We start from the raw sequence: 23,721 nt of genomic DNA on the forward strand, positions 1-23,721 counted from the left end.
CTTCCCCGGTGGGGGAGAAAGCAGATTCCTGGGCTTAGCGGAGCAAAGCCCTTGGAATTTGCAAGAAAGTGGCTTTACTCTCCGCCTCATACATCTTGCATTTTTTTGAAAGAAATTTTGGGCGCGGGAGGTTATTTTGGAGTGGTGCCAGATCAACGACCTGACAGCAGCGACGATCGCAAGTGTAGTTATTGCGGCGTTTACCATTGCTCTTTTTGTGCTTCAATGGAGGCAACATGCACACGCTCGAAAAATTGCCCGCGCAAACTACCAACTAGCTTTGTTCGACAAGCGGGTACAGCTTCTTTTCGAGATTGAAAATTTCCTAGCCAAATTCCACCGGGATGGCCGTCCTTCTGCTGACGAGGCCATAATTTTGAGGAGAAAGTTGCGTAACGCGCATTTCCTGTTGCCCGAGGAGGGGATGATACTGGTCGATGAGATGGTAAAGAAGACGGCTCAGTGGGAGGTAGCGCACTCAGTGTGGGAGCCGCTCAGAGCTCGGGCCTGGGCCAAAGAAGAGCTTTCCGACGAGGAGAATTCAAAGAAGGAAGGCGCCCTCAAAAAAATGCATGAGATACAGGATTGGTTCTGGAAGGAGGCCGCAAAGCGCATTCAAGAAAACTTTGAACCGTATCTGAAACTGCCTCCATCAGTTTAGCAGTCTCGTTTTCAAGAGAAATACCCCTGCAACGGCCGAACCTCCAAGCTCCCCGCCTTCAGCGCCGCAATCGCCTCCACCACCGCGTCCGCCCCCGACATCGTCGTATAATACGGCACCTTCTGCATCAGCGTCGCGCGCCTCAGCGACTTCGAATCCGATACCGCTTTCTGCCCGTCCGTCGTGTTGAAGACGAGGTGCACCTGGCGGTTGCGGATGGCGTCTTCGATGTGGGGGCGGCCTTCGAGGACCTTGTTGATCTTTTCGGCGGGGACGTCGTTTTCGCGCAAGTAACGGGCGGTGCCGCCGGTGGCGAGGATCTTGAAGCCGAGGTCGGAGAGGCGTTTTACGGCCGGGAGGACGCGGGGCTTATCGGCGTCGCGGACGGACACGAACAGGGTGCCGGAGCGGGGGAGGTCCACGCCGGCGCCCAATTGGGCCTTGGCGAAGGCGAGGGCGTAGTCGTGGTCGAGGCCCATGACTTCGCCGGTGGATTTCATTTCCGGGCCGAGGAGGGTGTCGACGCCGGGGAAGCGGGCGAAGGGGAAGACGGCTTCCTTGACGGCGATGTGGCCGGGATTGCGCACGTCGGGCATGGCGCCGTAGTGGGCGAAGGCGTCTTCGAGCGGCTCGCCGGCCATGATGCGGGCGGCGATCTTGGCGATGGGCTTGCCGATGGTCTTGGCGACGAACGGCACCGTGCGGGAGGCGCGGGGGTTGACTTCGAGCACGTAGACCTCGCCGTCCTTGACCGCGTACTGGACGTTCATGAGGCCGCCGACCTTTAGGGCGCGGGCGAGCGCGGCGGTCTGGCGCTCAAGCTCGTCGACGAGGTCGGGGGAGAGGGAGTGGACGGGGAGGGAGCAGGCGCTGTCGCCGGAGTGGATGCCGGCTTCCTCGATGTGCTCCATGATGCCGGAGACGAAGACTTCCTTGCCGTCGGAGAGGCAATCGACGTCGATCTCGATCGCTTCCGTCAGGTAGGTGTCGAAGAGGAGGGGGTTTTTCGACAGGAGCGTGTTGATCTGGCCGGTCTTGTCGGCGGGGTACTTTTGGCGGATCTCCTCCGGCACGAGGCCGGGGACCGTGTCGAGGAGGTAGGACTGCAGGCGGCTCTCGTCGTGGATGATCTGCATGGCGCGGCCGCCGAGCACGTAAGACGGGCGCACGACAAGGGGGAAGCCGAGCTCGGAAGCGACGACGCGGGCCTGCTCTACGGAGAAGGCGATGCCGTTCCTGGGCTGTTTCAGGCCGAGCTTGACGAGGAGCTTCTGGAAGCGGTCGCGGTCTTCGGCAAGGTCGATCATGTCGGGGGCGGTGCCGAGGATGGGGATGCCGGCTTTTTCGAGAGCATCGGCGAGCTTGAGCGGGGTCTGGCCGCCGAACTGGACGATGACGCCGACGAGTTCGCCGGCGGCTTGCTCGGCGCGGAGGATCTCCAGCACGTCCTCCGGCGTCAGGGGCTCGAAATAGAGGCGGTCGGAGGTGTCGTAGTCGGTGGAGACGGTCTCCGGGTTGCAGTTGACCATGATGGATTCGAAGCCGGCCTCGTGGAGCGCGAAGGCGGCGTGGCAGCAGCAATAGTCGAACTCGATGCCCTGGCCGATGCGGTTGGGCCCGCCGCCGAGGATGACGACCTTGCGGCGGTCGGAGACGCGGGCTTCGTCGGCGGGGGTGCCGGCGAAGGGGGTCTCGTAGGTGGAGTACATGTAGGCGGTGGGGGCGGCGAACTCGGCCGCGCAGGTGTCGATGCGCTTGAAGACGGGGTGGACGGAGAGGGATTGGCGTAATTTCAGAATCTCTTCCGGCTCTTTCTTCGTGAGCGAGGCGAGGCGGGAATCGGAGAAACCCATGGCCTTGAGCATGCGGAAATTGGCGGCGTCCTGCGGCAGGCCGTGCTCGCGGATGCGCTCTTCCATGGCGACGATGGCGGCGATCTGCTCCAGGAACCAGGGGTCGATCTGGCACATGGCGTGGACCTCGGGAACAGAGGTGCCCATGCGGATCGCCTGTGCGACCATGCGCAGACGGTCGGGCGTGGGGGTGCCGAGGGCGGCGCGGATGGCGTTCTTGTCGTCGGGGTCGTCGCCGTTTTCGCCGAGGCCGGGGATCTCGATCTCGTCGAGGCCGGTAAGGCCGGTCTCCAGGCCGCGCAGGGCCTTCTGCAGCGATTCGGCGAAGGTGCGGCCGATGGCCATGACCTCGCCGACGGACTTCATGGCGGTGGTGAGCACGGCGTTGGAGCCGGGGAATTTCTCGAAGGCGAAGCGGGGGATTTTTGTCACCACGTAGTCGATGGAGGGCTCGAAGCTCGCGGGGGTGGCGCCGCCGGTGATGTCGTTCTCGAGTTCGTCCAGCGTGTAGCCGACGGCGAGCTTGGCCGCGATCTTGGCGATGGGGAAGCCGGTGGCCTTCGAAGCCAGCGCGGAAGAGCGGGAGACGCGCGGGTTCATCTCGATGACGACGAGGCGGCCGGTCGCCGGGTCGACGGCGAACTGGACGTTTGAGCCGCCGGTCTCCACCCCGATCTCGCGCAGGACGCGAATAGATGCGTTGCGCATGATCTGGTATTCTTTGTCGGTGAGCGTGAGGGCGGGGGCAACGGTGATGCTGTCGCCGGTGTGGACGCCCATCGGATCGACGTTCTCGATGGAGCAGATGATGATGCAGTTGTCCGCCTTGTCGCGGACGACCTCCATCTCGTACTCCTTCCAGCCGAGCACCGATTCCTCGATGAGGACTTCGGTCGTGGGCGAGGCGTCGAGGCCGCGCTCGACGATCTCGAAGAACTCCGAGCGGTTGTAGGCGATGCCGCCGCCCGTGCCGCCGAGCGTGAAGGAGGGGCGGATGATGGCGGGCAGGCCCACATGGTCGAGCGCGGTGGCGGCGACGGCCATGGCGTGGGACATGTAGCGCTGCTTGCGGTCGCCCTCGCCGAGCTGCCATTCGGTCTCAGCCAAGTCGAGGGCGGCGTCGAGCTCGGCGCCGGAATACCTGGCGCGCAGCTCGGCGCGCTGGGCCTCGTGGGTCCTGCGGTCCTCCTCCTTCACGTCCGTCGCGTTGGCGAGCTTGGATTTGGGGGTCTCAAGGCCGATGCGGCTCATCGCCTCGCGGAAGAGCTTGCGGTCCTCGGCCATGTCGATGGCCTCGGCATTGGCGCCGATCATCTCGACATTGTAGCGGTCGAGCACGCCCATGCGGCGGAGCGACAGGGCGGTGTTGAGCGCGGTCTGGCCGCCCATGGTGGGAAGCAGGGCGTCGGGACGCTCGCGGGCGATGATCTTGGCGACGACCTCGGGGGTGATGGGCTCGATATAGGTGGCGTCGGCCAGCTCCGGGTCGGTCATGATGGTGGCCGGGTTGGAGTTGACCAGGATGACGCGGTAGCCTTCCTCCTTCAGCGCCTTGACGGCCTGGGTGCCTGAATAGTCGAACTCGCAGGCCTGGCCGATGACGATGGGGCCGGCCCCGATGATCAGGATCGACTTGATGTCGGTGCGCTTGGGCATGGAGGGTCCGTCCGTGGCTCGTGCGTGGGCGGGCGCGCCGCCCCCGTCGCAGGGAAGTCAAAACTGTCAGGCTAGGCGGGCCTTATAGGCAATGGCGGGCAGCTACGGAACCCCGAAAATGCGCCTAGACCAGTTCATCGTTTCACGGAATCGATGGACTGGTCCAGCTCTTTGCTTTGTCGCAATTCCGGACGGAAAACCGGTTTCCACTTTATCCTGGAATTGCTCCAAGGCACGTTGTTGCCCGGCGGGGAGCGGCGGTGCATGCTTGCTGCCATGGGAGAGCATGAAGCCACCTATCCGCCGCTCAATACGCTGAAGCCCGTGTGCGAGGATGTGTGGATCGTCGACGGTCCGACAATCCGCTTCGGCATGCCGTGGCCGAAAATGCCGTTTCCCACGCGCATGACGGTGATCCGGCTTAGGGACGGCGGCCTTTTCATTCATTCGCCGACGCCGCTTAGCGAGGGGCTGCGGCGGGAGATCGCGGCCATTGGGGAGGTGCGCTTCATCATCGGGCCGAACCGCATCCACTACTGGTGGGTGCCGGACTGGCGCGCGGTTTATGGCCAGGCGCAGGTCTGGCTCGCCCCGCGCATCCGCGAGCAGGCGGGCGCGCGCATCGACTTTGCGGCTCGGGAGCTTGCCGGCGAGAGCGGCTATCCGTGGGACGGGGAGATCGACACGCTGCCCGTTGCCGGCAGCTTCATGACGGAGGTCACGTTCTTCCACCGTGCCGGCCGGACGCTGGTGCTGACGGATCTCATCGAGAATTTCGAGGCGGACAAGCTCGGCCGGCCGATGCGCTGGCTCGCCTATCTGGGCGGCGTCCTTGCCCCTGACGGCCAGATGCCGCGCGACATGCGGCTGACCTATGCAAAGGAAAAACCGGCGCTCAAGGCGGCGGTCGAAAGAATGATCGCCTGGGGCCCGGAACGCATCATCATCGCCCATGGCCGCTGGTACGAGAAGGACGGGGCGGCGGAACTGAAGCGTGCGTTTAACTGGGTCCCTCAGAGCTAGGCGGGCTGCGAAGTAGGGGTTTGGCTGCCGGGGATAGCGCCCCTTGTCGCGGCGGTGGCGATGATACTGTCGAGCAGGCCGGGGAAGCGCGTGTCGAGGTCGGCGCGGCGCAGCGAGATCAGCCGGCGCGTGCCGCAGCACTCGACACGGACCACGCCGGCCTCGCGCATCTTTGCGAGGTGGTAGGAGAGGTTCGATTTCGAGCCGAGATGAAGGAAATGCGAGCAGGGGAGCACCCTGCCTTCATGGCGCGCCAGTTCGCCGACGATGGCCAGGCGCGTGGTGTCGCCCAACGCGCCCAGCACCGTCGGGAGACTGATCTGGTCGATGCTTGGATGCGGCAGGTCCATGTCTCACAATCAGATGGTTTCACGGCCAAACGGGTTTCACTGCGGATCTCCTGACAGAGGGCTGGCAGGAAGTATGCGGTAGGCTCAGGTCCGAGATTGACACAGACGGGCTTGGGGTTCAATCGTTCAACGATCTTTGAACTTAGGAGCCTGACCATGGACATGCGTCTTGCCTGGCTTGCGGTCGGGACATTCACGATCAGCACGGTCGGTTTCGTTTTCGCCAGCCTGCTGCCGTCGATCGCCGTCGATACGCACACCTCCGTGCCGCAGGCGGGCTATGTCATCACGGCCTATTCGCTTGCCTACGCAATCGGCGCGCCGGTGCTTTCCGCGCTCGCCGGAACGTTCGACAGGCGGCGCCTGCTTGCGGCGGCCATGCTGGTTTTCGTTTTCGGCAATGCGGTGGCGGCGGCGAGCGCGTTCTTCGCCATGCTGCTTGCCGCGCAGATCGTCATGGGGATGGCGGCCGGCCTTTTCGTCGCGACGGCGCAGGCGACCGCCGTGTCGCTGGCCAAGCCGGAGCATCGGGCGCTCGCCATCTCCGTGGTCGTCGGGGGGACGACCTTCGCGGTGGCGCTCGGCGCGCCACTCGGCTCGCTGATCGCCGCGGTCTGGGGCTGGCGGGGGACGTTTCTTTCGGTCGCCGTCCTCGGCCTTGCCTGCACGGCCGTCTTGTGGTGGCGGCTGCCGCGCGACATGCGCGGCACGAAACTGACGCTGCGCGAACGCTTCACGGCGATCGGCCGGCCGGGGATCCTGTCCTCGCTCCTCGTTACGCTGCTCTATCTTACCGGCGGGTTCGTCATCATCGCCTATCTGGCGCCGTTGGCGATTGAGGGCGCGGGCCTTTCCGAATACGCGCTGCCGGCGATCCTGCTCGCCTTCGGGGTGGGGGCGGTGATCGGCAACCTGGCGAGCGGCTATCTCGCCGACCGCATCGGCGCGACGCGGGTGGTGGTCATTTCGCTCCTGGCATCGCTTGCCGTGAGCCTCGCCATCGCGCTCGGGCTCAAGCTCTTGCCGCACGGGATCGCCGGTCCGCTTCTGATCGGCATCATGGTGCCGTGGGGGATTATCGGCTGGGCCTTTCCGCCCGCGCAGGCGAGCCGGCTTGCCGGCTTCGCACCCGAGGTGACGCATCTGACGCTGTCGCTCAACGTCTCGGCGCTTTATTTCGGGATCGCGCTTGGGACCGTCGTCGGCGGCCGGGTGCTGGAGTTCGCTGCGCCGTCGGACCTCGGACTTGCCGCAGCGGTGTTTCCGGTGCTGTGCCTGCTCGTGCTCGCCATGAGTGCCCGAGTGCCGCTGCCGGCCACCGCGCGGGATGGGGTGCGGTAGGGACTTGAGAGATATATTCCCGGTTATGCGGGTGAGTTCGTCCGCATAACCGGGTATCTCGGTAGAGTTTCGGCTGTGGGTGGATAGCGGAAGTTCTTTCACCTACACTGAATTGAGAAGTTATGGATAGAAGCTGCCGTTTGATGAATGACCGCCTGTCGGACGGTGGCGACCATGTCGGGGATATGACTAAAGCTAAGCCACCATTCAAAAATCCTGACGTGGAGGCCAAGTTTGCGTCGTATCCAGAGCCGGAGCGAACGGGCCTGCTGATTCTGCGCGGCCTGATCTTTGAAACGGCTGAGATAACGCCCGATGTCGGCGCGGTGGGGGAGACGCTTAAATGGGGCCAACCAGCCTACCTGACGCTCGAAACCAGGTCAGGCTCAACAATCCGACTTGGCCTGCCCAAGCAGGGCGGCTTCGCCATCTATACCCATTGCCAGACAACGATTCTCTCGGATTTTCGAGGCATGTTTCCAGACGACTTCGACTATGAAGGAAATCGCGCCATCCATTTCACAGACAGTGAAGCACTACCGCTGGAAAAACTGCGGCTGCTCATCCACAGGGCATTGACCTACCATCTCAAACCAAGGGAGTGAGTCAGGTTCTGCCTCGGCGTTGATGACCGCTTGCCGCCAGCAGACTGGCCGTTGAACAGGGATCGGCAGGGACGAAGTGGTCATCGCCAAGCCGATCGCAGAATGACGTGTTCGGGCCGAGAGCCGAAATTCAAACTGACACCACCGATATCTCCGCACCTTCACGCCATCAGCCCCACCTGCCAGCCAAGCGACGCCGCGGCGATTTGGGCGTCCTCTCCACTGCGAAAACCGGTGTCGGCGGCGGTGAAAGCTTCAACTTGTCGTAAGACGTCAATCCAAGCTTAAAGATTTCCGCCGCACGGTGCCGCTCGATTTCCTGGGGGTACAGCTAATGCGGCTTTCCGCGCTCTTTGGTTCCTTCACTACAAAAATTGTCATTCCGGTCTTTGCGATTGCCGCCGCTGTGAGCGTGGCGGTGGCGGGGATTCTCATGTGGTCGAGCGTGGAGGCCGACAATGTCGCGCTGGAGCGGCAGGAGGGGCTGGCGCGGCTGGTGGTGTCGCAGATGCAGGCGACGGTCGCCTACAACCAGGAGAGCGTCACGGTCTGGGACGATGCCTTGAATGCCGTCAGGGACGGCAGCGATCTGGAATGGATCGACTATAACCTTGGAAGCTGGATGCACACCTATTTCGGCCACGACGCGGCCTATATCCTTGATTCCACGGATGGGCTGGTGGCCGCCTTCTCCGTCGACGCGGAGACGGGGGAGGACGGCTTTGCCGCGCTTGCCGGGCAGGCCGCACCGCTGATCCGGGCGCTTCGTCAAAAGATGCGGACGGGAGACATGGAGGGGGTGGGGGGCCGCTTCCTGAGCCCCGGTGCGACCGACCTGATGGTGGTCGAGGGCCATCCGGCCATTGTCAGCGTCAAGCCGATCATCTCCGATACCGAAGAGATCGAGCAGACGCCGGGGGAGGAGTATCTGCATATCGCCGTCAGATATCTGGACGGGGACTTCGTGGCGGAGCTGGAGAGGGACTATCTCTTCGAGGGAATGCGCTTTTCCTGGAACGAAGACGCGGGGGAGGGCGAGGAGGCGCTGCCTTTGACGGCTGCCTCCGGGGAGGTGATCGGCTACTTCATCTGGCGGCCCTACAAGCCGGGGGCGGCGGTGCTTTCCCGGCTCGCCCCGGTGCTCCTCGGGTTTCTGGTGCTGGTGCTTATGACCATCGCCATACTTCTTCTCGTCATCAGCCAGCGGTCGAGGAAGCTGGCGGCGAGCGAGGCCAGGATGACGTTTCTCGCCCTGCACGATCCTCTCACAGGCCTGCCGAACCGGGCCTTGTTCGACCAGAGGCTGGAAGCGGCGCTGCGGGCGGTCCGGGACGTGGGCAGGAAAGTGGCGGTGCTCTATCTCGACCTCGACCGGTTCAAGCAGGTCAACGATACGCTCGGCCATCCCGCCGGCGACATGGTGATCAAGGAGTTCGGCGAGAGGCTGAAGGCGCTGACGGGCGAGGGCGACACGGTGGCGCGCATCGGCGGCGACGAGTTCATCGTGATCAAGCCGAGGCTGCGGCAGGCGGAGGAGGTCGAGATGCTGTGCGAACGGATCGTCGCGACAGCGGAGCGGCCGTTCGAGATCGAGGGCCATCAGGTCTTTTCAGGCGTGAGCATCGGCGTGGCGTTCGCCCCGGCGCATGGCGCGGAGCGGACGGAACTCACCAGGAAGGCGGACATCGCCCTTTACCATGCCAAGAGCGCCGGGCGCAGCCGCTATGCCATCTTTGGCAACGCCATGGATGCCATGCTGCAGACGCGCCGCGACATCGAGCGCGATCTGCGGCTGGCGATGGGGCGGCTGGCGAAGGGCAAGGGAGACGAGATCAGCATCCACTACCAGCCCCGCTACGCCGCCACGGATATGCGGATCACGTGTGTGGAGGCGCTGTTGCGCTGGAACCACCCGTCCAAGGGGTGGATCTCGCCCACGGTCTTCGTGCCGGTGGCTGAGGAGACGGGGCTTATCGAGGCGCTCGGCGAACTGGTGCTGCGGGAGGCCTGCAAGGCAGCCGTTCTGTGGCCGGACATCCCGGTCTCGGTCAACACCTCGGTGATCGAACTGCGCAACCCCGGCTTCGCGGCGAGGGTGGCCGACACGCTGAGCGACTGCGGGCTGCGCCCCGAGCGGCTGGAGATCGAGGTGACGGAAGGCGCCGTGTCGGACAATATCGGTTATTGCGAGCAGAACATCAGGGCCTTGCGGGAGATGGGCGTGCAGATCGCGCTCGACGATTTCGGAACCGGATTCTCCTCGCTCGGCCGGCTGAAGCAGCTTCAGGTCGACCGGATCAAGATCGACCGCAGCTTCGTGCAGGGGTTCGGGCGGCTGAGCGGCGACGAGGCGATCGTGCAGGCGATGATCCATCTCGCACGCGCCCGCGGGCTTCGCACCACGGCCGAGGGCGTGGAGACGCGGGAGCAGAGCGACTATCTCAAGCAGGTCGGTTGCGACGAACTGCAGGGCTTCCTGTTCTCCTCTCCGGTCACGCTCAACCAGATCGACGCGCTTCTCGGCGTCAAGAGAAAGATGCTTACGGTGGTGGCGAGCGTCGCTTGAGGTGGAGGGCTGCGGAAATCGTCAAATGTACTCGCTCGGGCGTCTGGAGGTATGCCGAATGTGCAGGATCTCGATGGCACCCGCCTTGACGCGGTAGAATATCTTATAGGGATAGTGGCCGACGAACAGGACGCGGACATTCAGCACGTCGGTAACGGTGCCGGCTGTCGGCTGCTCCGACAGCAAGACCACCGCAGAATCCAGCCGCGCCTTCACGTTGCGGGCGCCGCTGCGTGAACGTGTTTCCAGATAATCGAGAATACGTTCGCGGTCACGAAACGCTTGTCGCGTGTAGCGAACCTTCATCTATCGAAGCGTTTGGCGGCGGCTGAAATCATGGTGTCGGTGGCAAATTCGCCCCGATCGGCTTCTTTCAGCGACCTGGTCAACGCTTCGCGTTCAGTTTCGCTCACGCGGTATGTGCCGGTTCGACGTGCCTCGATCACACGAGCGTAGTCGGCCAGGTCTTGCCGATCCTCCTCCGCCCAATGCTCGGCTTGTTCGAGGATTGCTTTTAGCGTTGTCTGGTTCATGGTTGCACCATATCACGCGTCTGAAATAGGAACCAACGCCTATTGCATCGTACTTTCCGAAAACCGATTCCGGTTTTCGGAAAGTACGATGCGCAGGTTCAATAGCTTACAGCGTCCTTGTGTAGCGTCCGAAAGGACGCACGGCGCTGTAATGTGAAAAGCGGGTAAAGCCTTCTTTTGTCGTCGTGGCGGGCGGTCTTCTCATGTATAGACGATAGATAAACCCTAACGGTCGACCATGCGCTTTCCCACCAGCTTCCTGGACGAGATTCGTGACCGCGTGCCCATTTCGCAGGTGGTGGGGCAGCGCGTTACCTTCGACAAGCGCAAGACCAACGCGGCGCGCGGCGACTATTGGGCGTGCTGCCCGTTTCACGGTGAGAAGACGCCGAGCTTTCACTGTGAGGACCGGAAGGGGCGGTACCACTGCTTCGGCTGCGGGGTTACGGGGGACCATTTCCGCTTTCTGACGGAGCTTGACGGGATGAGCTTTCCGGAAGCCGTGGAGCGGGTGGCGGAGATGGCAGGCGTGCCGATGCCGGCGCGCGACCCTGAAGCCGAGCGCAAGGAGAAGGAGCGGGCGAGCCTTACGGACGTGATGGAGATGGCGACTGGCTTTTTCCAGGACAGCATGCAGGGGCCTGGCGGGGCGGAGGCGCGGGCTTATCTGCGCGGGCGGGGGATCTCGTCGGCGACGCAGCAGGCCTTCCGGCTCGGCTTTGCGCCGGATAGCCGCAATGCGCTCAAGGAATTCCTGGCCGGCAAGGGGGTGGGCAAGAACGAGATCGAGGCGTGCGGGCTGGTGCGGCACGGACCGGACATCGCCGTTTCCTACGACTGGTTCCGCGGGCGCATCATGTTTCCCATCGAGGATGTGCGCGGGCATGTGATCGCCTTCGGCGGGCGGGCGCTCTCCTCCGACGTGCCGGCCAAATACATGAACTCGCCGGATACGGAGCTCTTCCACAAAGGGCGCGTGCTCTACAACCATGCGCGGGCGCGCAAGGCGGCGCGCGGCGGGCCGGTGGTGGCGGTGGAAGGCTATATGGACGTCATCGCGCTCGCCCAGGTGGGGGTGGAAAACGCGGTGGCGCCGCTCGGCACGGCGCTGACGGAATATCAACTGGAACTCCTGTGGCGCATGACGGGGGAGCCTGTCCTGTGCTTCGACGGCGACGAGGCGGGGCTGCGCGCGGCGTGGCGGGCCGCCGATATGGCGCTGCCCATGGTGCAGGCGGGGCGCACGCTGCGCTTCGCGCTTCTGCCGCAGGGCAAGGACCCGGACGACCTGGTGCGCGAGGCGGGCCGCGAGGCGTTCGACGCGCTGGTGGCCGAGGCGCGGCCGTTGGCCGACATCCTTTGGATGCGCGAGACCTCGGGGCGGGTGTTCGACACGCCGGAGCGGCGGGCCGAACTGGAGCAGAACTTAAGGGCGCTGTCCGGCCGTATTCGCGATGAGAGCGTGCGGCGCCACTACGCGCAGGAACTGCGCGAGCGGGTGCAGACCTTTTTCGGTGCGGGGCAGCACAGGAGGGGCGGCGACAAACGCGGCTTCGGCGGCAGGCAGCAGCAGGGCCGGCCGGGGGCGGCGGCGGGCAGGCTCGCGGTCTCGGAAAGCCTGGCGCGGTCTGGCCTGGTGCGCTCGGCGGGCGGGCACATGCCGCTGCGCGAGGCGGCCATCATGGTGGCGCTCATCAACCATCCCGCGCTCATCGACGAGCATTTCGACGCGGTGGAGATGATGGCGCTGGCGAGCGCCGAGCTCGTGCGCCTGCGCTCGGCCCTGCTCGACGCGCTCGCCCACGGGGTGGCGCACGAGCGGGAGGCGCTGAGGGAGGCGCTGAACGCCGCCGGCGCGGGCGGAGCGCTGGAGCAGGCGGAGATGCTGGTGCGGCGGGCCAACCAGTGGCCGGCACTGCCGGAAGCGGCGCTGGAGGACGCGCGCGAGGCGTTTCTTCAAGCGTTGCACTTGCACCGCAGCGCCGGCTTTCTACATAAGGAGCTCAAAGCGGCCGAGCTGGCGCTCGCCGACGAACCGACTGAAGAGAATTATCGGCATCTGGTGGAGATTCAGGCCGAGTTGCGCAATGTGCAAGCGACGGAAGCGCTGATCGAGGGGTTCGGACTCCTCTCCGGGCGCGCCGGGCGGTCGTGATGTCGCCCCCAAAGCGGATCGCCGGCAAAGGGCGGGTGATTCGCTTTTTTCATGCGAATCATGGCACAGCGGCTTGACCTCGGCGCCGATTGAAGGAATCAGGATCGATTCGGCCGGGCGGAAAGCGAACGAGAACGGCGCACGGCATGGACGGCCGCAAGGCCCGCTATAGATGTTAAGGTTAGCCGGGCGTTAACGCTGCTGCGGCTAGAGCCTGGTGAATGCGCGAATCATGCGGCGCGGTGACGCATGAGGCGCGAGCCGGTGGAGAAAGCAAGGCATGGCGACAACCAAGGAAAAAGAAGAAGTCGAAACGGAACGCGAGAGCGCCGACGGCCCTCTGCTCGACCTTTCGGACGACGCTGTCAAGAAGATGATCAAGACCGCCAAGAAGCGCGGCTATGTGACCATGGACGAGCTGAACGCCGTTCTCCCCTCGGGCGAGGTTTCGTCCGAGCAGATCGAGGACACGATGGCGATGCTCTCCGACATGGGCATCAACGTCGTCGAGGACGACGAGGCGGGCGAGGACGGCGATAGCTCCGACAGCGAGGAGAGCACCGAGCTGACGGGGCAGACCAGCACCGCCGTCGCCACCACGGCCACCAAGAAAGAGCCGACGGACCGCACAGACGACCCCGTGCGCATGTATCTGCGCGAGATGGGCTCGGTGGAGCTTCTGTCGCGCGAGGGCGAGATCGCTATCGCCAAGCGCATCGAGGCCGGCCGCGAGACCATGATCGCCGGCCTGTGCGAAAGCCCGCTGACCTTCCAGGCGCTCATCATCTGGCGCGACGAGCTCAACGACGGCAAGATCCTCTTGCGCGAGATCATCGACCTGGAAGCCACCTATGCCGGCCCCGAGGCCAAGCAGGCGCCGGTGGTGACGCGGCCGGACGAGGACGCCAAGCCGGCGGAAGAGAAGCCGAAGCGGGCGCGCGACGACGACATCACCGATGTCGGCGGGGAAAGCAGCGCCGAGGAAGAGGACGAGGAGGAAGACGAGGCCAACCTGTCGCTGGCCGCCATGGAAGCGGAGCTGAAGCCCGCCGTCATGGAGACGCTCGACTTCATCGCCGACACCTACGCCAAGCTGCGCAAGCTGCAGGACCAGCAGGTGGAGAGCCGGCTCTCCGACGGCGACAACCTTTCGGCCGGCCAGGAGCGCCGCTACAAGCAGCTCAAGGGCGAATTGATCACGTCCGTGAAGTCGCTATCGCTCAACAACCAGCGCATTGAGACGCTGGTCGAGCAGCTCTACGACATCAACAAGCGCCTGGTGCAGAACGAGGGGCGGCTTCTCCGCCTCGCCGAAAGCTACGGTGTGCGGCGCGAGGATTTTCTCAAGGCCTATCAGGGATCGGAACTGGACCCGAACTGGACCGGCGCCGTGGCCAAGCTGACCAGCCGCGGCTGGAAGGAGTTCACGAAGAACGAGGCCGACACGATCGAGGCGCTGCGCACGGAGATCCAGAATCTCGCCCAGGAGACGGCGATCTCCATCGGCGAGTTCCGCCGCATCGTCAACCAGGTGCAGAAGGGCGAGCGCGAGGCGGCTATCGCCAAGAAGGAGATGGTGGAGGCGAACCTCAGGCTCGTCATCTCCATCGCCAAGAAGTACACGAACCGCGGCCTGCAGTTCCTCGACCTCATCCAGGAAGGCAATATCGGCCTGATGAAGGCGGTGGACAAGTTCGAGTACCGGCGCGGCTACAAGTTCTCCACCTATGCGACGTGGTGGATCAGGCAGGCGATCACGCGGTCGATCGCCGACCAGGCGCGCACCATCCGCATTCCCGTGCACATGATCGAGACGATCAACAAGATCGTGCGCACGAGCCGCCAGATGCTGCATGAGATCGGCCGCGAGCCGACGCCGGAGGAGCTGGCGGAAAAGCTTGCCATGCCGCTCGAAAAAGTGCGCAAGGTGCTGAAGATCGCCAAGGAGCCGATCAGCCTCGAAACGCCGGTGGGCGACGAGGAGGATTCGCATCTCGGCGACTTCATCGAGGACAAGATGGCGGTGCTGCCGATCGATGCGGCGATCCAGGCGAACCTGCGCGAGACGACGACGCGCGTGCTCGCCTCGCTGACGCCGCGCGAGGAGCGGGTGCTGCGCATGCGCTTTGGCATCGGCATGAACACCGACCACACGCTCGAAGAGGTGGGCCAGCAGTTCTCGGTTACCCGCGAGCGCATCCGCCAGATCGAGGCGAAAGCGCTCAGGAAGCTCAAGCATCCGAGCCGCTCGCGGAAGCTCAGGAGCTTCCTCGACAGCTAAAACGAGCGGACTTTGCGTTTGACCGCTGGTGGTGCATCGATGCCTGAACGGTTCAATAGGTAAAACGGCCCAAAGCTAAGCGCCGTTGGTATAAAAGCCATACCCAAACATTCCCAAAGCCGGGCCTTGTGCCCGGCTTTTTCTTTTCGCGGGTGCGAATTTTTGCCGCACTGCAGCATGGCCGCATCCGTTCGCCGCGATTTCGTCACCATCTGGGAGGATTACCGGTGCGCACTCCGCTCTGGTTTGGCGGTGCATAGTTTATTGATTCCGTTCACGAAAAGGAGAAGTTCCTATGGAACGGCGTAATTTCATCAAGGGGTTTATTGCGTTGGGCGCGTGCCCGGTCTGCGCCAAAGCCGCCAGCGCGGCAGGCAATCACTGGAGCTATTCCGGCGGGGAAGGGCCGCGGCATTGGGCCGAGTTGGACAGGAAGAATTTCGTCTGCTCGGGCGGCACGCAGCAGTCGCCGGTGGACGTTTCCGGTACCATCGAGGCGGATCTGCCGCCCATCTCCATCGGCTGGCACAAGGGCGGCGGCGTGATGGTCAACAACGGTCACACCATCCAGATCAACATGCCCGCCGGCAGCACGCTCGGGCGTGGCGGCAGGAAGTATGACCTGCTGCAGTTCCACTTCCATGCGCCCAGCGAACATCATGTGGAAGGCAGAACCTTTCCCATGGAGGCGCATTTCGTGCACAAGGACCGCGACACCGGCGCCCTCGGCGTGCTTGCCGTGTTCCTGACGCCGGGCGCCGCCAACACGACCTTCGCGGGGCTTGCCGCGGCTTTCCCGGCGCAGGAAGGCGCGGAGGTGTCCGTCGACAAGATCGACCCCAACGGCCTTCTGCCGACTTCCCTGCGCTACTGGACCTATGAAGGCTCGCTGACGACGCCGCCATGCAGCGAGAACGTCGACTGGATGGTGGCCAGGGAGCCGGTCGAGGTGACTGCTGCCGACATCGAGCGGTTCACGGCGATCTATCCGGCCAACGCCCGCCCGATCGTTTCCCAGAACCGCCGTTTCATCCTGAGCTCGCACTGACGCGGCGTCTGAGATGCCGCCCTCTTGGTGGCGGTGGGGGCCTTCTCATTCGGCAAGGAGGCCGGCTTCGTTGCCGGCCTCCGCCAGCTTGTGAAGCGTCGGGGCGATCACATGCGGGGAACGGTCGTCCACGGCGAGAAATCCTTGAAGCCCAACCTTGGGGTGTCGCACTTCTCGTCGTATTGTCCGAGCGGCTTTGTGCGCTCGCATGCCGGATCGGTCTTGTACGCCTGGTCGCCGACCGCGATGGAGCCGATTGTCTGGGTGCAGCCCGCCAACACGACCGAGAGCACAAGAATCGTCATATACGTCTTCATGGCCTTGTCCCAGTAGATACCAACCGTCGATGGCTGGCTTTCCGCCGCTCCGTTGCGTGTGCCAAGCGTGGAGAAGCCATTCGATAACATCATAACGGCGGTAGTGGTGGGCGCCTTGTCTCAGGTCAAAGGGGGGCTAGGTCAAGGGGCGGGGCGGCCGCATACTGGCACCTTGCGGGCCGGGCGTCACAGGCGCATAGTTGGCGGTGGCGATGGGGCAAAAAGGTCCGGCGCCGGCGGGCTTTTCCCGAGCGTTGCGCGGCGCCGGGGGAGGTGTGACGTGACCACTTACATCATGCTTGTGAACTGGACAGAGCAGGGCGTGAAGAACGTCCGCGAGTCGCCCGCCCGGCTCGACGCCGCCAAGAAGGCGCTCTCGGAGATGGGCGGCGCTTTCAAGGCGTTCTATCTCACCATGGGCGAGTGCGACATGGTGGCGATCGCCGAGGCGCCGGACGACGCGGTGGCGGCGCGCTTCGCGCTGGAGCTCGGCATGGCGGGCAATGTGCGCACCCGCACGCTGAAGGCCTTTCCGGAGGAGGCGTATCGGGAGATCATCAAGTCGCTCGGCTGAGCGGCGTTCTTGACAGGTAGAGCGCGCGGATGCACGACCGGGACATGCGGCAGACGATCCTGACGGTTCCCACGTCCGGTCCCGGACTTTACGAGTTCACCGGGGAGGCGGCCCGGTTCGTCCGGGAGGCGGGCGTGAAGGCCGGCCTGCTGACGCTTTTCGTGCGCCATACGTCCTGCTCGCTGCTCATCCAGGAGAACGCCGATCCGGATGTCAGGCGCGACCTCGACACCTTCTTCAACCGGCTGGTGCCGCCATCGGACGACAAGTCGATGGGCTGGATCACGCATCGGCTCGAAGGGCCGGACGACATGCCGGCGCATATCAAGGCGGCGCTGACGCAGACCTCGATCGGGATTCCGGTGATGGAGGGCGAGATGATGCTCGGCACGTGGCAGGGAATCTACCTGTTCGAGCACCGCACGCACCCACACCGGCGCGAGGTGGTATTGCATCTGGCGTAGATGTGCCGCAGGCAGCCTTCCGGGGGAAGGCTGCCTGTCGGTGGGGTGGGGACGGGTGTTCGGCGGGACATCAATCGTCGAGGCTGGCGCCGAAGTCGTCGGAGGCGTTGTAGCCGGTGTACACCTTTTTCGTGCCGGTGCTGGAGGTGACGATGTGCTGATCCACGGCCTCGTGCGCGATACGGTTCTCCGGGGCGGCATTGGAGCGGCTCGGGCCGAAGTCATCCGCTGCGTTGTAGCCGATCTTAACCGCGCCGGCGGTCTGGCCGGTGTAGACCGCGACGGGGCCGAGGTCGCCCGGAGCGGCGTTGGGGTTGCTGACCTTGAAGCCTTCGGCGGAAGCGCCGCCAGCGGCAAGGACCGAGAGGGCGGAAGCGAGGATGAGGAACTTACGCATTGTATTTCTCCTTCAGGTTGGGTTGTGAGAGCGTCGTTTCGTCTTGCTCGCTCTCTATGGCCACGAATATGAGGGGAAAAGCGGAATGCGATAATTCCGAATTGTCTGAATGGACTATATTGTTTTTCCGAATAATCGAGTAGAGTGATCGGGTCGGATTGGGCTGGGATTCGCGGAGGATAGGGGCGCGCCGTGCATGCACCGGGCCTTGCGGAAACGAGCGCCTTCGTCGCGGTGCTCGAGCAGAAGAGCTTCACCAAGGCGGCGAAGCAGCTCGGCCTATCGCTGCCGCGCGTCAGCGAACTGGTGCGCAACCTCGAGGAGCGCCTGGGTGTGCGCCTTGTCGAGCGCACGACGCGCTCGGTCAGCCCGACGGCGGCCGGGGAGCGGCTTTTGGAGCGGCTCCGGCCCGTGCTCGACGATTATCAGGCGGCGCTCGAATCCACCAACGAGTTCCGCGACAAGCCCGCGGGCCTGCTGCGCCTGACGGTGGCGCCGCCGGCGGCCGATTCCATCCTGGAGCCGGCGATCCCTTCCTTCCTCGCGCTCTATCCCGAGATCAGCCTCGACATCTCCGTCGACAGCGGGTTTGTCGACATCGTTGCCGGCCGTTTCGATGCGGGCATCCGGGTGGGGCAGCAGCTCGAGCGCGATATGATCGCGGTGCGCGTCAGCGATAAGATCCCGGTCGTGGTCGCGGCGTCACCGCGCTATCTTGCCGAACATGGGGAGCCGCGGACGCCGCAAGAGCTTTCAAAGCACAATTGCCTCGGCCTTCGCCTGCCGAGCGGAGCCACGATGCCCTGGCGCTTCAGCAGGAAGGGCCGCATGGTCGAAGCTCATCTGGACGGGCGCCTTAGCGCCAACGCGCCGATGCTTCTCAGGGCCGCGGTGGAGGGCACGGGCATTATCCAGGCGTTGCACGATATGGTGGCGCCCGACCTTGCCGCGGGACGGCTGGTCACGGTCCTCGACGACTGGGCGCCGCCCCCGGTCGACGGGTGGTTTCTCTATTATCCGAGCCGCCGCCAGATGCGGCCGGCTCTGAAGGCGCTCGTCGACTTTCTTCGCGAGCGGCGGCCGTAGTGGTCTGACCCAAACAGATGGTACCCATCTGTTTGGATAAGTCAGCCCACAAGCTATTGATCTGGTGGGGCGATTTGTCCTGACAGATGGGTGTCATCTGTCAGGATCGCACCACTAGGCGGCAAGCCGATGTGCCGGACTGGCAGGCCGCGCGCAACCGCGCTAGAAAAGGTGTCAGGTCAAGGGAGTATTCCGATGTCATTTCTGAAACGGCTTTTCGGCGGTGCCGGGCAGGAGGGCGGCGCGGCGGAGACCGTCGGCGAACCGGCCGAGCACAAGGGCTTCACCATCCGCGCAACGCCCTTCCCGCAGGACGGGCAGTACCAGACCTGCGGCATCATCTCCAAGGAGATCGACGGGGCGGTGAAGGAGCACAAGTTCATCCGCGCCGACCGCTTTCCGAGCGCGGACCTCGCCGCCGATCAGGCGCTGCGCAAGGGCAAGCAGATCATCGACGAGCAGGGCGAGACGATCTTCAACTGAGATCGCCGTTCGCTGGGCGAGTTTTTCACGCGAAACGATGAACTGGTCCAGCTCGTTGTTTTTGTCGCAATTCCGGACGGAAAACCGGTTTCCACTTTTCCTGGAATTGCTCTAGCCGAGGCTTTCGACCATCGCCGCGAGCGTCAGGCGGAAGGCCTGGGCATCGGCGCCGGCCTCGATGGCGAGGGCCGCGCGGTCGTAGGCGGCGGCGAGCAGTGCCGTCAACGGGTCGAGCGGCAGGCGGCGGATGGCGCCGGCGCGCATGGCTGCCGCCAGCCCCTCGCGCAGGGTGCGGTTGCCGTGCCTGCCGTCGATCGCATCCATTCCGGCGCGGCCGAGGACGGCCGGGCCATCGAGCAGGAGGAGGCGGGTGCGGCCTGGCGCGGCCATCGCTTGCAGAAAAGCATTGCCGCCTTCGATCAGGGCGTCGAGCGGGGTGAGGGCGGTGTCGGCTTGCCGCTCGATCTCGGCCGCGACGCGCTCCGCCTCCTCATCCACCACCGCCTGGAAGAGGGCCTGCTTGTCGGCGAAGTGGTGGTAGAGGGCGCCGCGCGTCAGGCCGGCGGCGGCGGCGATTTCCGGCGTGCCGGTCCCGGCATAGGACTTTTCCACGAACAGGCGCCGCGCGGCGGCGATCAATCTGGCGCGGGTCTCTTGCGTGCGCTCGCGGTTGGAGCGGCGGGTATTGCGCTCTTGCATACATGCAGCCTGTATGTTAATTCAATTTACATGCACACTGTATGTCAATGTGGAGAGGGAAGGAAGCGCGGCGATGAAGACGACCAGCTATTATCCCGTCATCATGACGGGCGACGTGACGGGGACGGCGGTATTCTACCGGACGCATTTCCGGTTCGAGGCGCTGTTCGAGAGCGACTGGTATGTGCACCTTCGGTCGCGCGAGGACCGGCGGGTGAACCTTGCCATCCTCGACGGCGACCATGCCACCGTTCCCGAGGCGGGGCGGGGGCGGGTGTCGGGGCTGATCCTCAATTTCGAGGTTGCCGACCCGGACGATGAGTACGAGCGGGCGAAGACGGCGGGGCTGCCGATCCTGCAGGAACTGCGCGAGGAGGAATTCGGGCAGCGGCATTTCATCACCGCCGATCCGAATGGCGTGTTGATCGACGTGATCAAGCCGATCCCGCCGTCGGCGGAGTTTGCGGCCCAGTATGATGCGGAGGCGCTGCCGGAGTAGGGGCGCGCGACAGGGCGCTGAGCTAAGCTGCGTCACGCCCTGCGGGCGAACGCCGCTATCAGCCGAAGGCCGGGCCGGGCTCCGTGCCGACGATCTCCACCAGTTCGACATCGAAGACGAGGTCGTGGCCGGCGAGCGGGTGGTTGGCGTCGACGGTCACCTGCATGTCGTCGACCTCCACCACGGTGAGCGGGATCTGCCGTCCGTCCTGGGTGGTGGCCTGCAGGCTGGCGCCGATCCTGAGGTCGAGATCCGCCGGCAAAGCCTCGCGCGGCACGGTCTGCACCTGGCGCTCGTCACGCGGGCCGTAGGCTTCCTCGGCGGGGACGGTGACGGTCGACTTCTCGCCGACTTCCATGCCTTCGACGTGTTTCTCCAAGCCGGGGATGATCTGGCCGCCGCCAACCTGGAACTGCAGCGGATCGCGGCCTTCGGAGGAATCGAACTTGGTACCGTCCTCCAGCTTGCCGGTGTAGTGGACGCGCACGACGTCGCCGGTTTTGGCCTGGCTCATGGGGTGGGCTCTCTGTCTTTCGCTGTGGTAAATCCTGGCGCGGGAAATCCTCGGTCCTTCCAGAACCTTCCGCACCGGCGAAAAGGCCGCGTCAAAACGACTGCCGCAGCCTCGTAGCCCAAGGGTAGGTCATGAGCCCGGGATGTAAACCCCAGTGGGGCGATTTGTCCAAACAGATGGGTACCATCCGTTTGGGTCAGACCACTAGGCGCCGGGATATTTTCGCCGGCGCCGCTGGTCGTGTCTATTTGCCGACGACCGCCCACTGGACGCCGAAGGCGTCGCGCACCTGGCCGTAGCGGTCGCCCCAAAACATCTTTTCGAGCGGCATGACCACTTCGATACCCTCCGTGGCGGTGGCGCGATTCCACCAGAAATCGACGTCGTCGACGCAGAGCGTGAGCGTGACGGCGGCGGGGGTCTCGGCCGAATGGCCGTATTCGGGATAGGGATCGCTCATCATCAGCGAGCCGCCGTTGATGTAGAGGTGAAGGTGCATGGTGCGGCCCTTCTCGTCGACCGGGTGACGGGCCACCTCCTTCGCGCCGAAGGCCTTTTCGTAAAGGGCTGCGGCCTTGGCCGTGCCGTCGAGCATCAGATAGGCGATGACGCCGCCGCGCGGTTCGCCGGTTTCTCCGGGGGCCAGTTCGATTGCCGACATTTTTCTCTCCATGGTTTCGCGAGCGAGTCCTCCTGCGGAACTCGAACGAAGGACGGGTGGGGGAACTGAAATCCGACAGGGGCGGGGATTCCCGGGAAAAAAGCGGCCGCACCAAAAGACGGGGGAGAACGGTGCGGCCGCAGGCGGGGCTCGGGAGGCACTCGCAGGCAGGTCTGCCAATGGGCCGGGCGTGGCCCGGCAATCTGTTCCTCGCCTTATCGCACAGGGCTCCTGCCAGCTTTGTGTCAGGAGGCCTTGCGCTGCTTCGCCGGATACTCGTCGTGACGGTGGATCCAGTCGAGCGGGGTCTTCTCGTTGCGGCCGATGGGGGTCATGTCGAGATACATCAGCGCGCCAAGCACCTCCTCGCCGCCGCGGGCGAAGGTCGAGTAGGTGTGGTAGACCGTGCCGTCGACGTCCTTGTAGAAGACGCTAATGCCGGGGAGATCCTCGACACCGGGATCCTCCTTGAGGGGTGCGAAATTATAGGTGGCGGTGCCCTTTTCCAGGTCCTCCTTGTGGAAGGAGACGTGGAAATCGTAGTTGAAGTCGCTGCCGCCGGAGGAGACCCAGGGGAAGGACCAGCCCATGCGCTTGCGGTAGGCTTCGATCTTTTCGACGGGCGCGCGCGAGATGGCGACGTAGGTGACGTCCTTGTGCAGGAAGTGCTGGCGGGCGCCGTCGACATGGTCGGCCTCGAAGGAGCAGCCGGGACAGCCGGCCTCCCAGCTTGGCGGGAACATGAAGTGCTGGACGATGAGCTGGCTGCGGCCGTCGAAGAGGTCGGCAAGGCTCTTGCGGCCGTGAGGCGTGTCGAAGACGTAGTCCTTTTCGATCTTCACCCAGGGCAGCGCCTGGCGCGCCTCGTTGATCTCATCGCGCAGGCGCGAGGCCTGCTTCTCCCTTTTCAGAAGCGCCTTGCGGGCGGCGAGCCATTCTTCGCGGGAAACGACTTGATGTTGCATTGTCCTTCTCCTCTCTTTCAGCGACCGCCTCAGCAATTGCGGGGGCAATCTCCCATAGGACGAAGGCGGAAGCCGCCTTCCGACATTTTTTCGCGAGGGCGGCGTGGGGCGTTCAGGACCGTTCGGCCGCGCACTTTCCCACGGCGCGGACTTCGATCGTGTGGTTCTTTAGCATGGGCAACTTCGCGGCCAGCGCGAGGGCTTCGTCGCGGTCTCTCGCTTCGACCAGCAGGAAACCCAGCAACTGCTCCTTGGTCTCGGCGAAGGGGCCGTCGGTGGCAACAAGCTTGCCGCCGCGCGTGCGCAGCGACGTCGCGTCGGATGGCCATTCCAGGGCATGGCCGACGATGAGGTGTCCGCCCTCCTGCAGCACCTTGTCGTTGGCGACCGCTTCGCGCTCGAGCCGGCGCAGTTCCTCTTCCGGCAGGGCTTTCAGGGCCGCCTCCTCGCCATAGACCAGCAATGCGTACCGCATGGTCCTCTCCTTCTCCGTCGGTACCCCACGACCGCAGGACGATCGGCAGGGGGCCGGGCCGACATTTTTGCAGCGTTAGGAGGGGAGAATTTTGAGTGGGTTGGCCATATGGAGATGCCGGTCTCCTCGGCGCTACTCTCCCTCCAGCCAGTGCACGGCGCGCACCTCGATGGGCCCGTGCCGCAGCATGGGCACCTTTGAGGCAAGTGCAAGGGCTTCCTCGCGGTCCTTCGCCTCGATCAGGAGGAAGCCCAGCAACTGTTCCTTGGTTTCGGAGTAGGGGCCGTCGGTGGCGACGATCTTGCCGCCCTTCGTGCGCAGACAGGTGGCGCGGGCGGGCGATTCCAGGGCGTGGGCGAGGAGGAGGTGGCCGGCTTCATCGAGAACGCGGTCGTAATCGAGGGATTCGCGGGTGAGCTTGCGGCCGTCCTCTTCCGGCAGGGCCAACAGGTCAGATTCGTTGCCGTGGACAAGGCAGACATAGCGCATGGTTCTCTCCCTTTGCTGAGGTTGCG

General features: G+C 64.4%; 25 protein-coding genes. 13 read left to right on the plus strand and 12 right to left on the minus strand.

Annotation, left to right across the window (positions count from 1 at the left end):
* The first annotated feature begins 136 nt into the window (after window positions 1–136).
* Window positions 137–661 carry a hypothetical protein gene (locus tag GPJ75_RS10610; RefSeq protein WP_163267893.1) on the plus strand — a complete coding sequence of 175 codons (525 nt, stop codon included), beginning with the start codon at window positions 137–139 and terminating at the stop codon, window positions 659–661.
* 11 nt (window positions 662–672) lie between these two features.
* Here GPJ75_RS10610 and carB read toward each other — a convergent pair whose 3' ends face one another.
* The gene (gene carB / locus GPJ75_RS10615) at window positions 673–4,170 is read right to left on the minus strand and encodes a carbamoyl-phosphate synthase large subunit (RefSeq protein WP_163267895.1); all 3,498 of its coding nucleotides are present in this window, start codon (window positions 4,168–4,170) and stop codon (window positions 673–675) included.
* Window positions 4,171–4,434: 264 nt separating this feature from the next.
* Here carB and GPJ75_RS10620 point away from each other — a divergent pair, with 264 nt between their 5' ends.
* Entirely contained in the window at window positions 4,435–5,193 is a 759-nt protein-coding gene (locus GPJ75_RS10620; protein ID WP_246249018.1) for a DUF4336 domain-containing protein, read from the plus strand.
* Here GPJ75_RS10620 and GPJ75_RS10625 read toward each other — a convergent pair.
* Window positions 5,190–5,543 (minus strand): ArsR/SmtB family transcription factor, encoded by a 354-nt coding sequence (locus GPJ75_RS10625; protein WP_163267897.1) that lies wholly within the window; start codon window positions 5,541–5,543, stop codon window positions 5,190–5,192. The genes GPJ75_RS10620 and GPJ75_RS10625 overlap by 4 nt on opposite strands.
* Before the next feature lie 156 nt (window positions 5,544–5,699).
* Between GPJ75_RS10625 and GPJ75_RS10630 the strand changes: the two genes are divergently transcribed.
* From GPJ75_RS10630 to GPJ75_RS10640, 3 genes are all read left to right on the plus strand, one after another.
* The gene (locus GPJ75_RS10630) at window positions 5,700–6,884 is read left to right on the plus strand and encodes an MFS transporter (protein WP_163267899.1); all 1,185 of its coding nucleotides are present in this window, start codon (window positions 5,700–5,702) and stop codon (window positions 6,882–6,884) included.
* A 143-nt stretch (window positions 6,885–7,027) separates the two neighbouring features.
* The gene (locus GPJ75_RS10635) at window positions 7,028–7,489 is read left to right on the plus strand and encodes a DUF1801 domain-containing protein (protein WP_246249019.1); all 462 of its coding nucleotides are present in this window, start codon (window positions 7,028–7,030) and stop codon (window positions 7,487–7,489) included.
* 334 nt (window positions 7,490–7,823) lie between these two features.
* Window positions 7,824–10,055 (plus strand): putative bifunctional diguanylate cyclase/phosphodiesterase, encoded by a 2,232-nt coding sequence (locus GPJ75_RS10640; RefSeq protein ID WP_163267902.1) that lies wholly within the window; start codon window positions 7,824–7,826, stop codon window positions 10,053–10,055.
* Between the two features lie 21 nt (window positions 10,056–10,076).
* Here GPJ75_RS10640 and GPJ75_RS10645 read toward each other — a convergent pair whose 3' ends face one another.
* Window positions 10,077–10,361 (minus strand): type II toxin-antitoxin system RelE/ParE family toxin, encoded by a 285-nt coding sequence (locus tag GPJ75_RS10645; protein WP_163267904.1) that lies wholly within the window; start codon window positions 10,359–10,361, stop codon window positions 10,077–10,079.
* Window positions 10,358–10,588 (minus strand): hypothetical protein, encoded by a 231-nt coding sequence (locus GPJ75_RS10650; protein WP_163267906.1) that lies wholly within the window; start codon window positions 10,586–10,588, stop codon window positions 10,358–10,360. The genes GPJ75_RS10645 and GPJ75_RS10650 overlap by 4 nt, the downstream gene beginning before the upstream one ends.
* Before the next feature lie 238 nt (window positions 10,589–10,826).
* On the opposite strand from GPJ75_RS10650, the gene dnaG reads away from it, so the two are divergent.
* The 3 genes from dnaG to GPJ75_RS10665 all read left to right on the plus strand — a co-directional run bounded on the left by dnaG (window position 10,827) and on the right by GPJ75_RS10665 (window position 16,072).
* Window positions 10,827–12,743: a DNA primase gene (dnaG, locus tag GPJ75_RS10655; RefSeq protein ID WP_163267908.1), complete on the plus strand. Its 1,917-nt coding sequence runs from the start codon at window positions 10,827–10,829 to the stop codon at window positions 12,741–12,743.
* Between the two features lie 280 nt (window positions 12,744–13,023).
* Window positions 13,024–15,024: an RNA polymerase sigma factor RpoD gene (gene rpoD, locus GPJ75_RS10660; protein WP_163267910.1), complete on the plus strand. Its 2,001-nt coding sequence runs from the start codon at window positions 13,024–13,026 to the stop codon at window positions 15,022–15,024.
* 295 nt (window positions 15,025–15,319) lie between these two features.
* Window positions 15,320–16,072, plus strand: coding sequence for a carbonic anhydrase (locus GPJ75_RS10665; RefSeq protein WP_163267912.1), 753 nt, complete (start codon window positions 15,320–15,322; stop codon window positions 16,070–16,072).
* 107 nt (window positions 16,073–16,179) lie between these two features.
* Here the strand turns inward: GPJ75_RS10665 and GPJ75_RS10670 are convergent, their stop codons facing one another.
* Window positions 16,180–16,377, minus strand: a complete 198-nt coding sequence (locus GPJ75_RS10670) for a hypothetical protein (RefSeq protein ID WP_163268269.1) — start codon at window positions 16,375–16,377, stop codon at window positions 16,180–16,182.
* A 292-nt stretch (window positions 16,378–16,669) separates the two neighbouring features.
* Between GPJ75_RS10670 and GPJ75_RS10675 the strand changes: the two genes are divergently transcribed.
* Together GPJ75_RS10675 and GPJ75_RS10680 are read left to right on the plus strand one after the other, a co-directional pair.
* The gene (locus GPJ75_RS10675; protein ID WP_163267914.1) at window positions 16,670–16,963 is read left to right on the plus strand and encodes a GYD domain-containing protein; all 294 of its coding nucleotides are present in this window, start codon (window positions 16,670–16,672) and stop codon (window positions 16,961–16,963) included.
* 44 nt (window positions 16,964–17,007) lie between these two features.
* Entirely contained in the window at window positions 17,008–17,427 is a 420-nt protein-coding gene (locus GPJ75_RS10680) for a secondary thiamine-phosphate synthase enzyme YjbQ (RefSeq protein WP_163268271.1), read from the plus strand.
* A 70-nt stretch (window positions 17,428–17,497) separates the two neighbouring features.
* On the opposite strand, the gene GPJ75_RS10685 is transcribed toward GPJ75_RS10680, so the two are convergent.
* Window positions 17,498–17,824: a hypothetical protein gene (locus GPJ75_RS10685; RefSeq protein WP_163267916.1), complete on the minus strand. Its 327-nt coding sequence runs from the start codon at window positions 17,822–17,824 to the stop codon at window positions 17,498–17,500.
* Window positions 17,825–18,016: 192 nt separating this feature from the next.
* Between GPJ75_RS10685 and GPJ75_RS10690 the strand changes: the two genes are divergently transcribed.
* Window positions 18,017–18,910 (plus strand): LysR family transcriptional regulator, encoded by an 894-nt coding sequence (locus GPJ75_RS10690; RefSeq protein ID WP_163267918.1) that lies wholly within the window; start codon window positions 18,017–18,019, stop codon window positions 18,908–18,910.
* A gap of 195 nt (window positions 18,911–19,105) precedes the next feature.
* Window positions 19,106–19,393: an HlyU family transcriptional regulator gene (locus GPJ75_RS10695; RefSeq protein ID WP_163267920.1), complete on the plus strand. Its 288-nt coding sequence runs from the start codon at window positions 19,106–19,108 to the stop codon at window positions 19,391–19,393.
* 111 nt (window positions 19,394–19,504) lie between these two features.
* On the opposite strand, the gene GPJ75_RS10700 is transcribed toward GPJ75_RS10695, so the two are convergent.
* Window positions 19,505–20,092, minus strand: coding sequence for a TetR/AcrR family transcriptional regulator (locus tag GPJ75_RS10700; protein WP_163267922.1), 588 nt, complete (start codon window positions 20,090–20,092; stop codon window positions 19,505–19,507).
* 73 nt (window positions 20,093–20,165) lie between these two features.
* On the opposite strand from GPJ75_RS10700, the gene GPJ75_RS10705 reads away from it, so the two are divergent.
* On the plus strand, window positions 20,166–20,591 hold the full coding sequence (locus GPJ75_RS10705; protein ID WP_163267924.1) for a VOC family protein: 426 nt from the start codon (window positions 20,166–20,168) through the stop codon (window positions 20,589–20,591).
* A 58-nt stretch (window positions 20,592–20,649) separates the two neighbouring features.
* On the opposite strand, the gene GPJ75_RS10710 is transcribed toward GPJ75_RS10705, so the two are convergent.
* The 5 genes from GPJ75_RS10710 to GPJ75_RS10730 form a co-directional block, all read right to left on the minus strand.
* Entirely contained in the window at window positions 20,650–21,105 is a 456-nt protein-coding gene (locus GPJ75_RS10710; protein ID WP_163267926.1) for an FKBP-type peptidyl-prolyl cis-trans isomerase, read from the minus strand.
* A gap of 244 nt (window positions 21,106–21,349) precedes the next feature.
* Entirely contained in the window at window positions 21,350–21,766 is a 417-nt protein-coding gene (locus GPJ75_RS10715; RefSeq protein WP_163267928.1) for a VOC family protein, read from the minus strand.
* A 245-nt stretch (window positions 21,767–22,011) separates the two neighbouring features.
* Window positions 22,012–22,731, minus strand: coding sequence for a DUF899 domain-containing protein (locus GPJ75_RS10720; RefSeq protein ID WP_163267930.1), 720 nt, complete (start codon window positions 22,729–22,731; stop codon window positions 22,012–22,014).
* Between the two features lie 112 nt (window positions 22,732–22,843).
* On the minus strand, window positions 22,844–23,206 hold the full coding sequence (locus tag GPJ75_RS10725) for a YciI family protein (protein WP_163267932.1): 363 nt from the start codon (window positions 23,204–23,206) through the stop codon (window positions 22,844–22,846).
* Between the two features lie 132 nt (window positions 23,207–23,338).
* A complete protein-coding gene (locus GPJ75_RS10730) occupies window positions 23,339–23,695 on the minus strand; it encodes a YciI family protein (protein WP_163267934.1) in 357 nt (118 codons plus the stop codon).
* Window positions 23,696–23,721: the final 26 nt, after the last annotated feature.

The organism is Chelativorans alearensis (assembly GCF_010993735.1).
GTDB lineage: Bacteria > Pseudomonadota > Alphaproteobacteria > Rhizobiales > Rhizobiaceae > Chelativorans > Chelativorans alearense.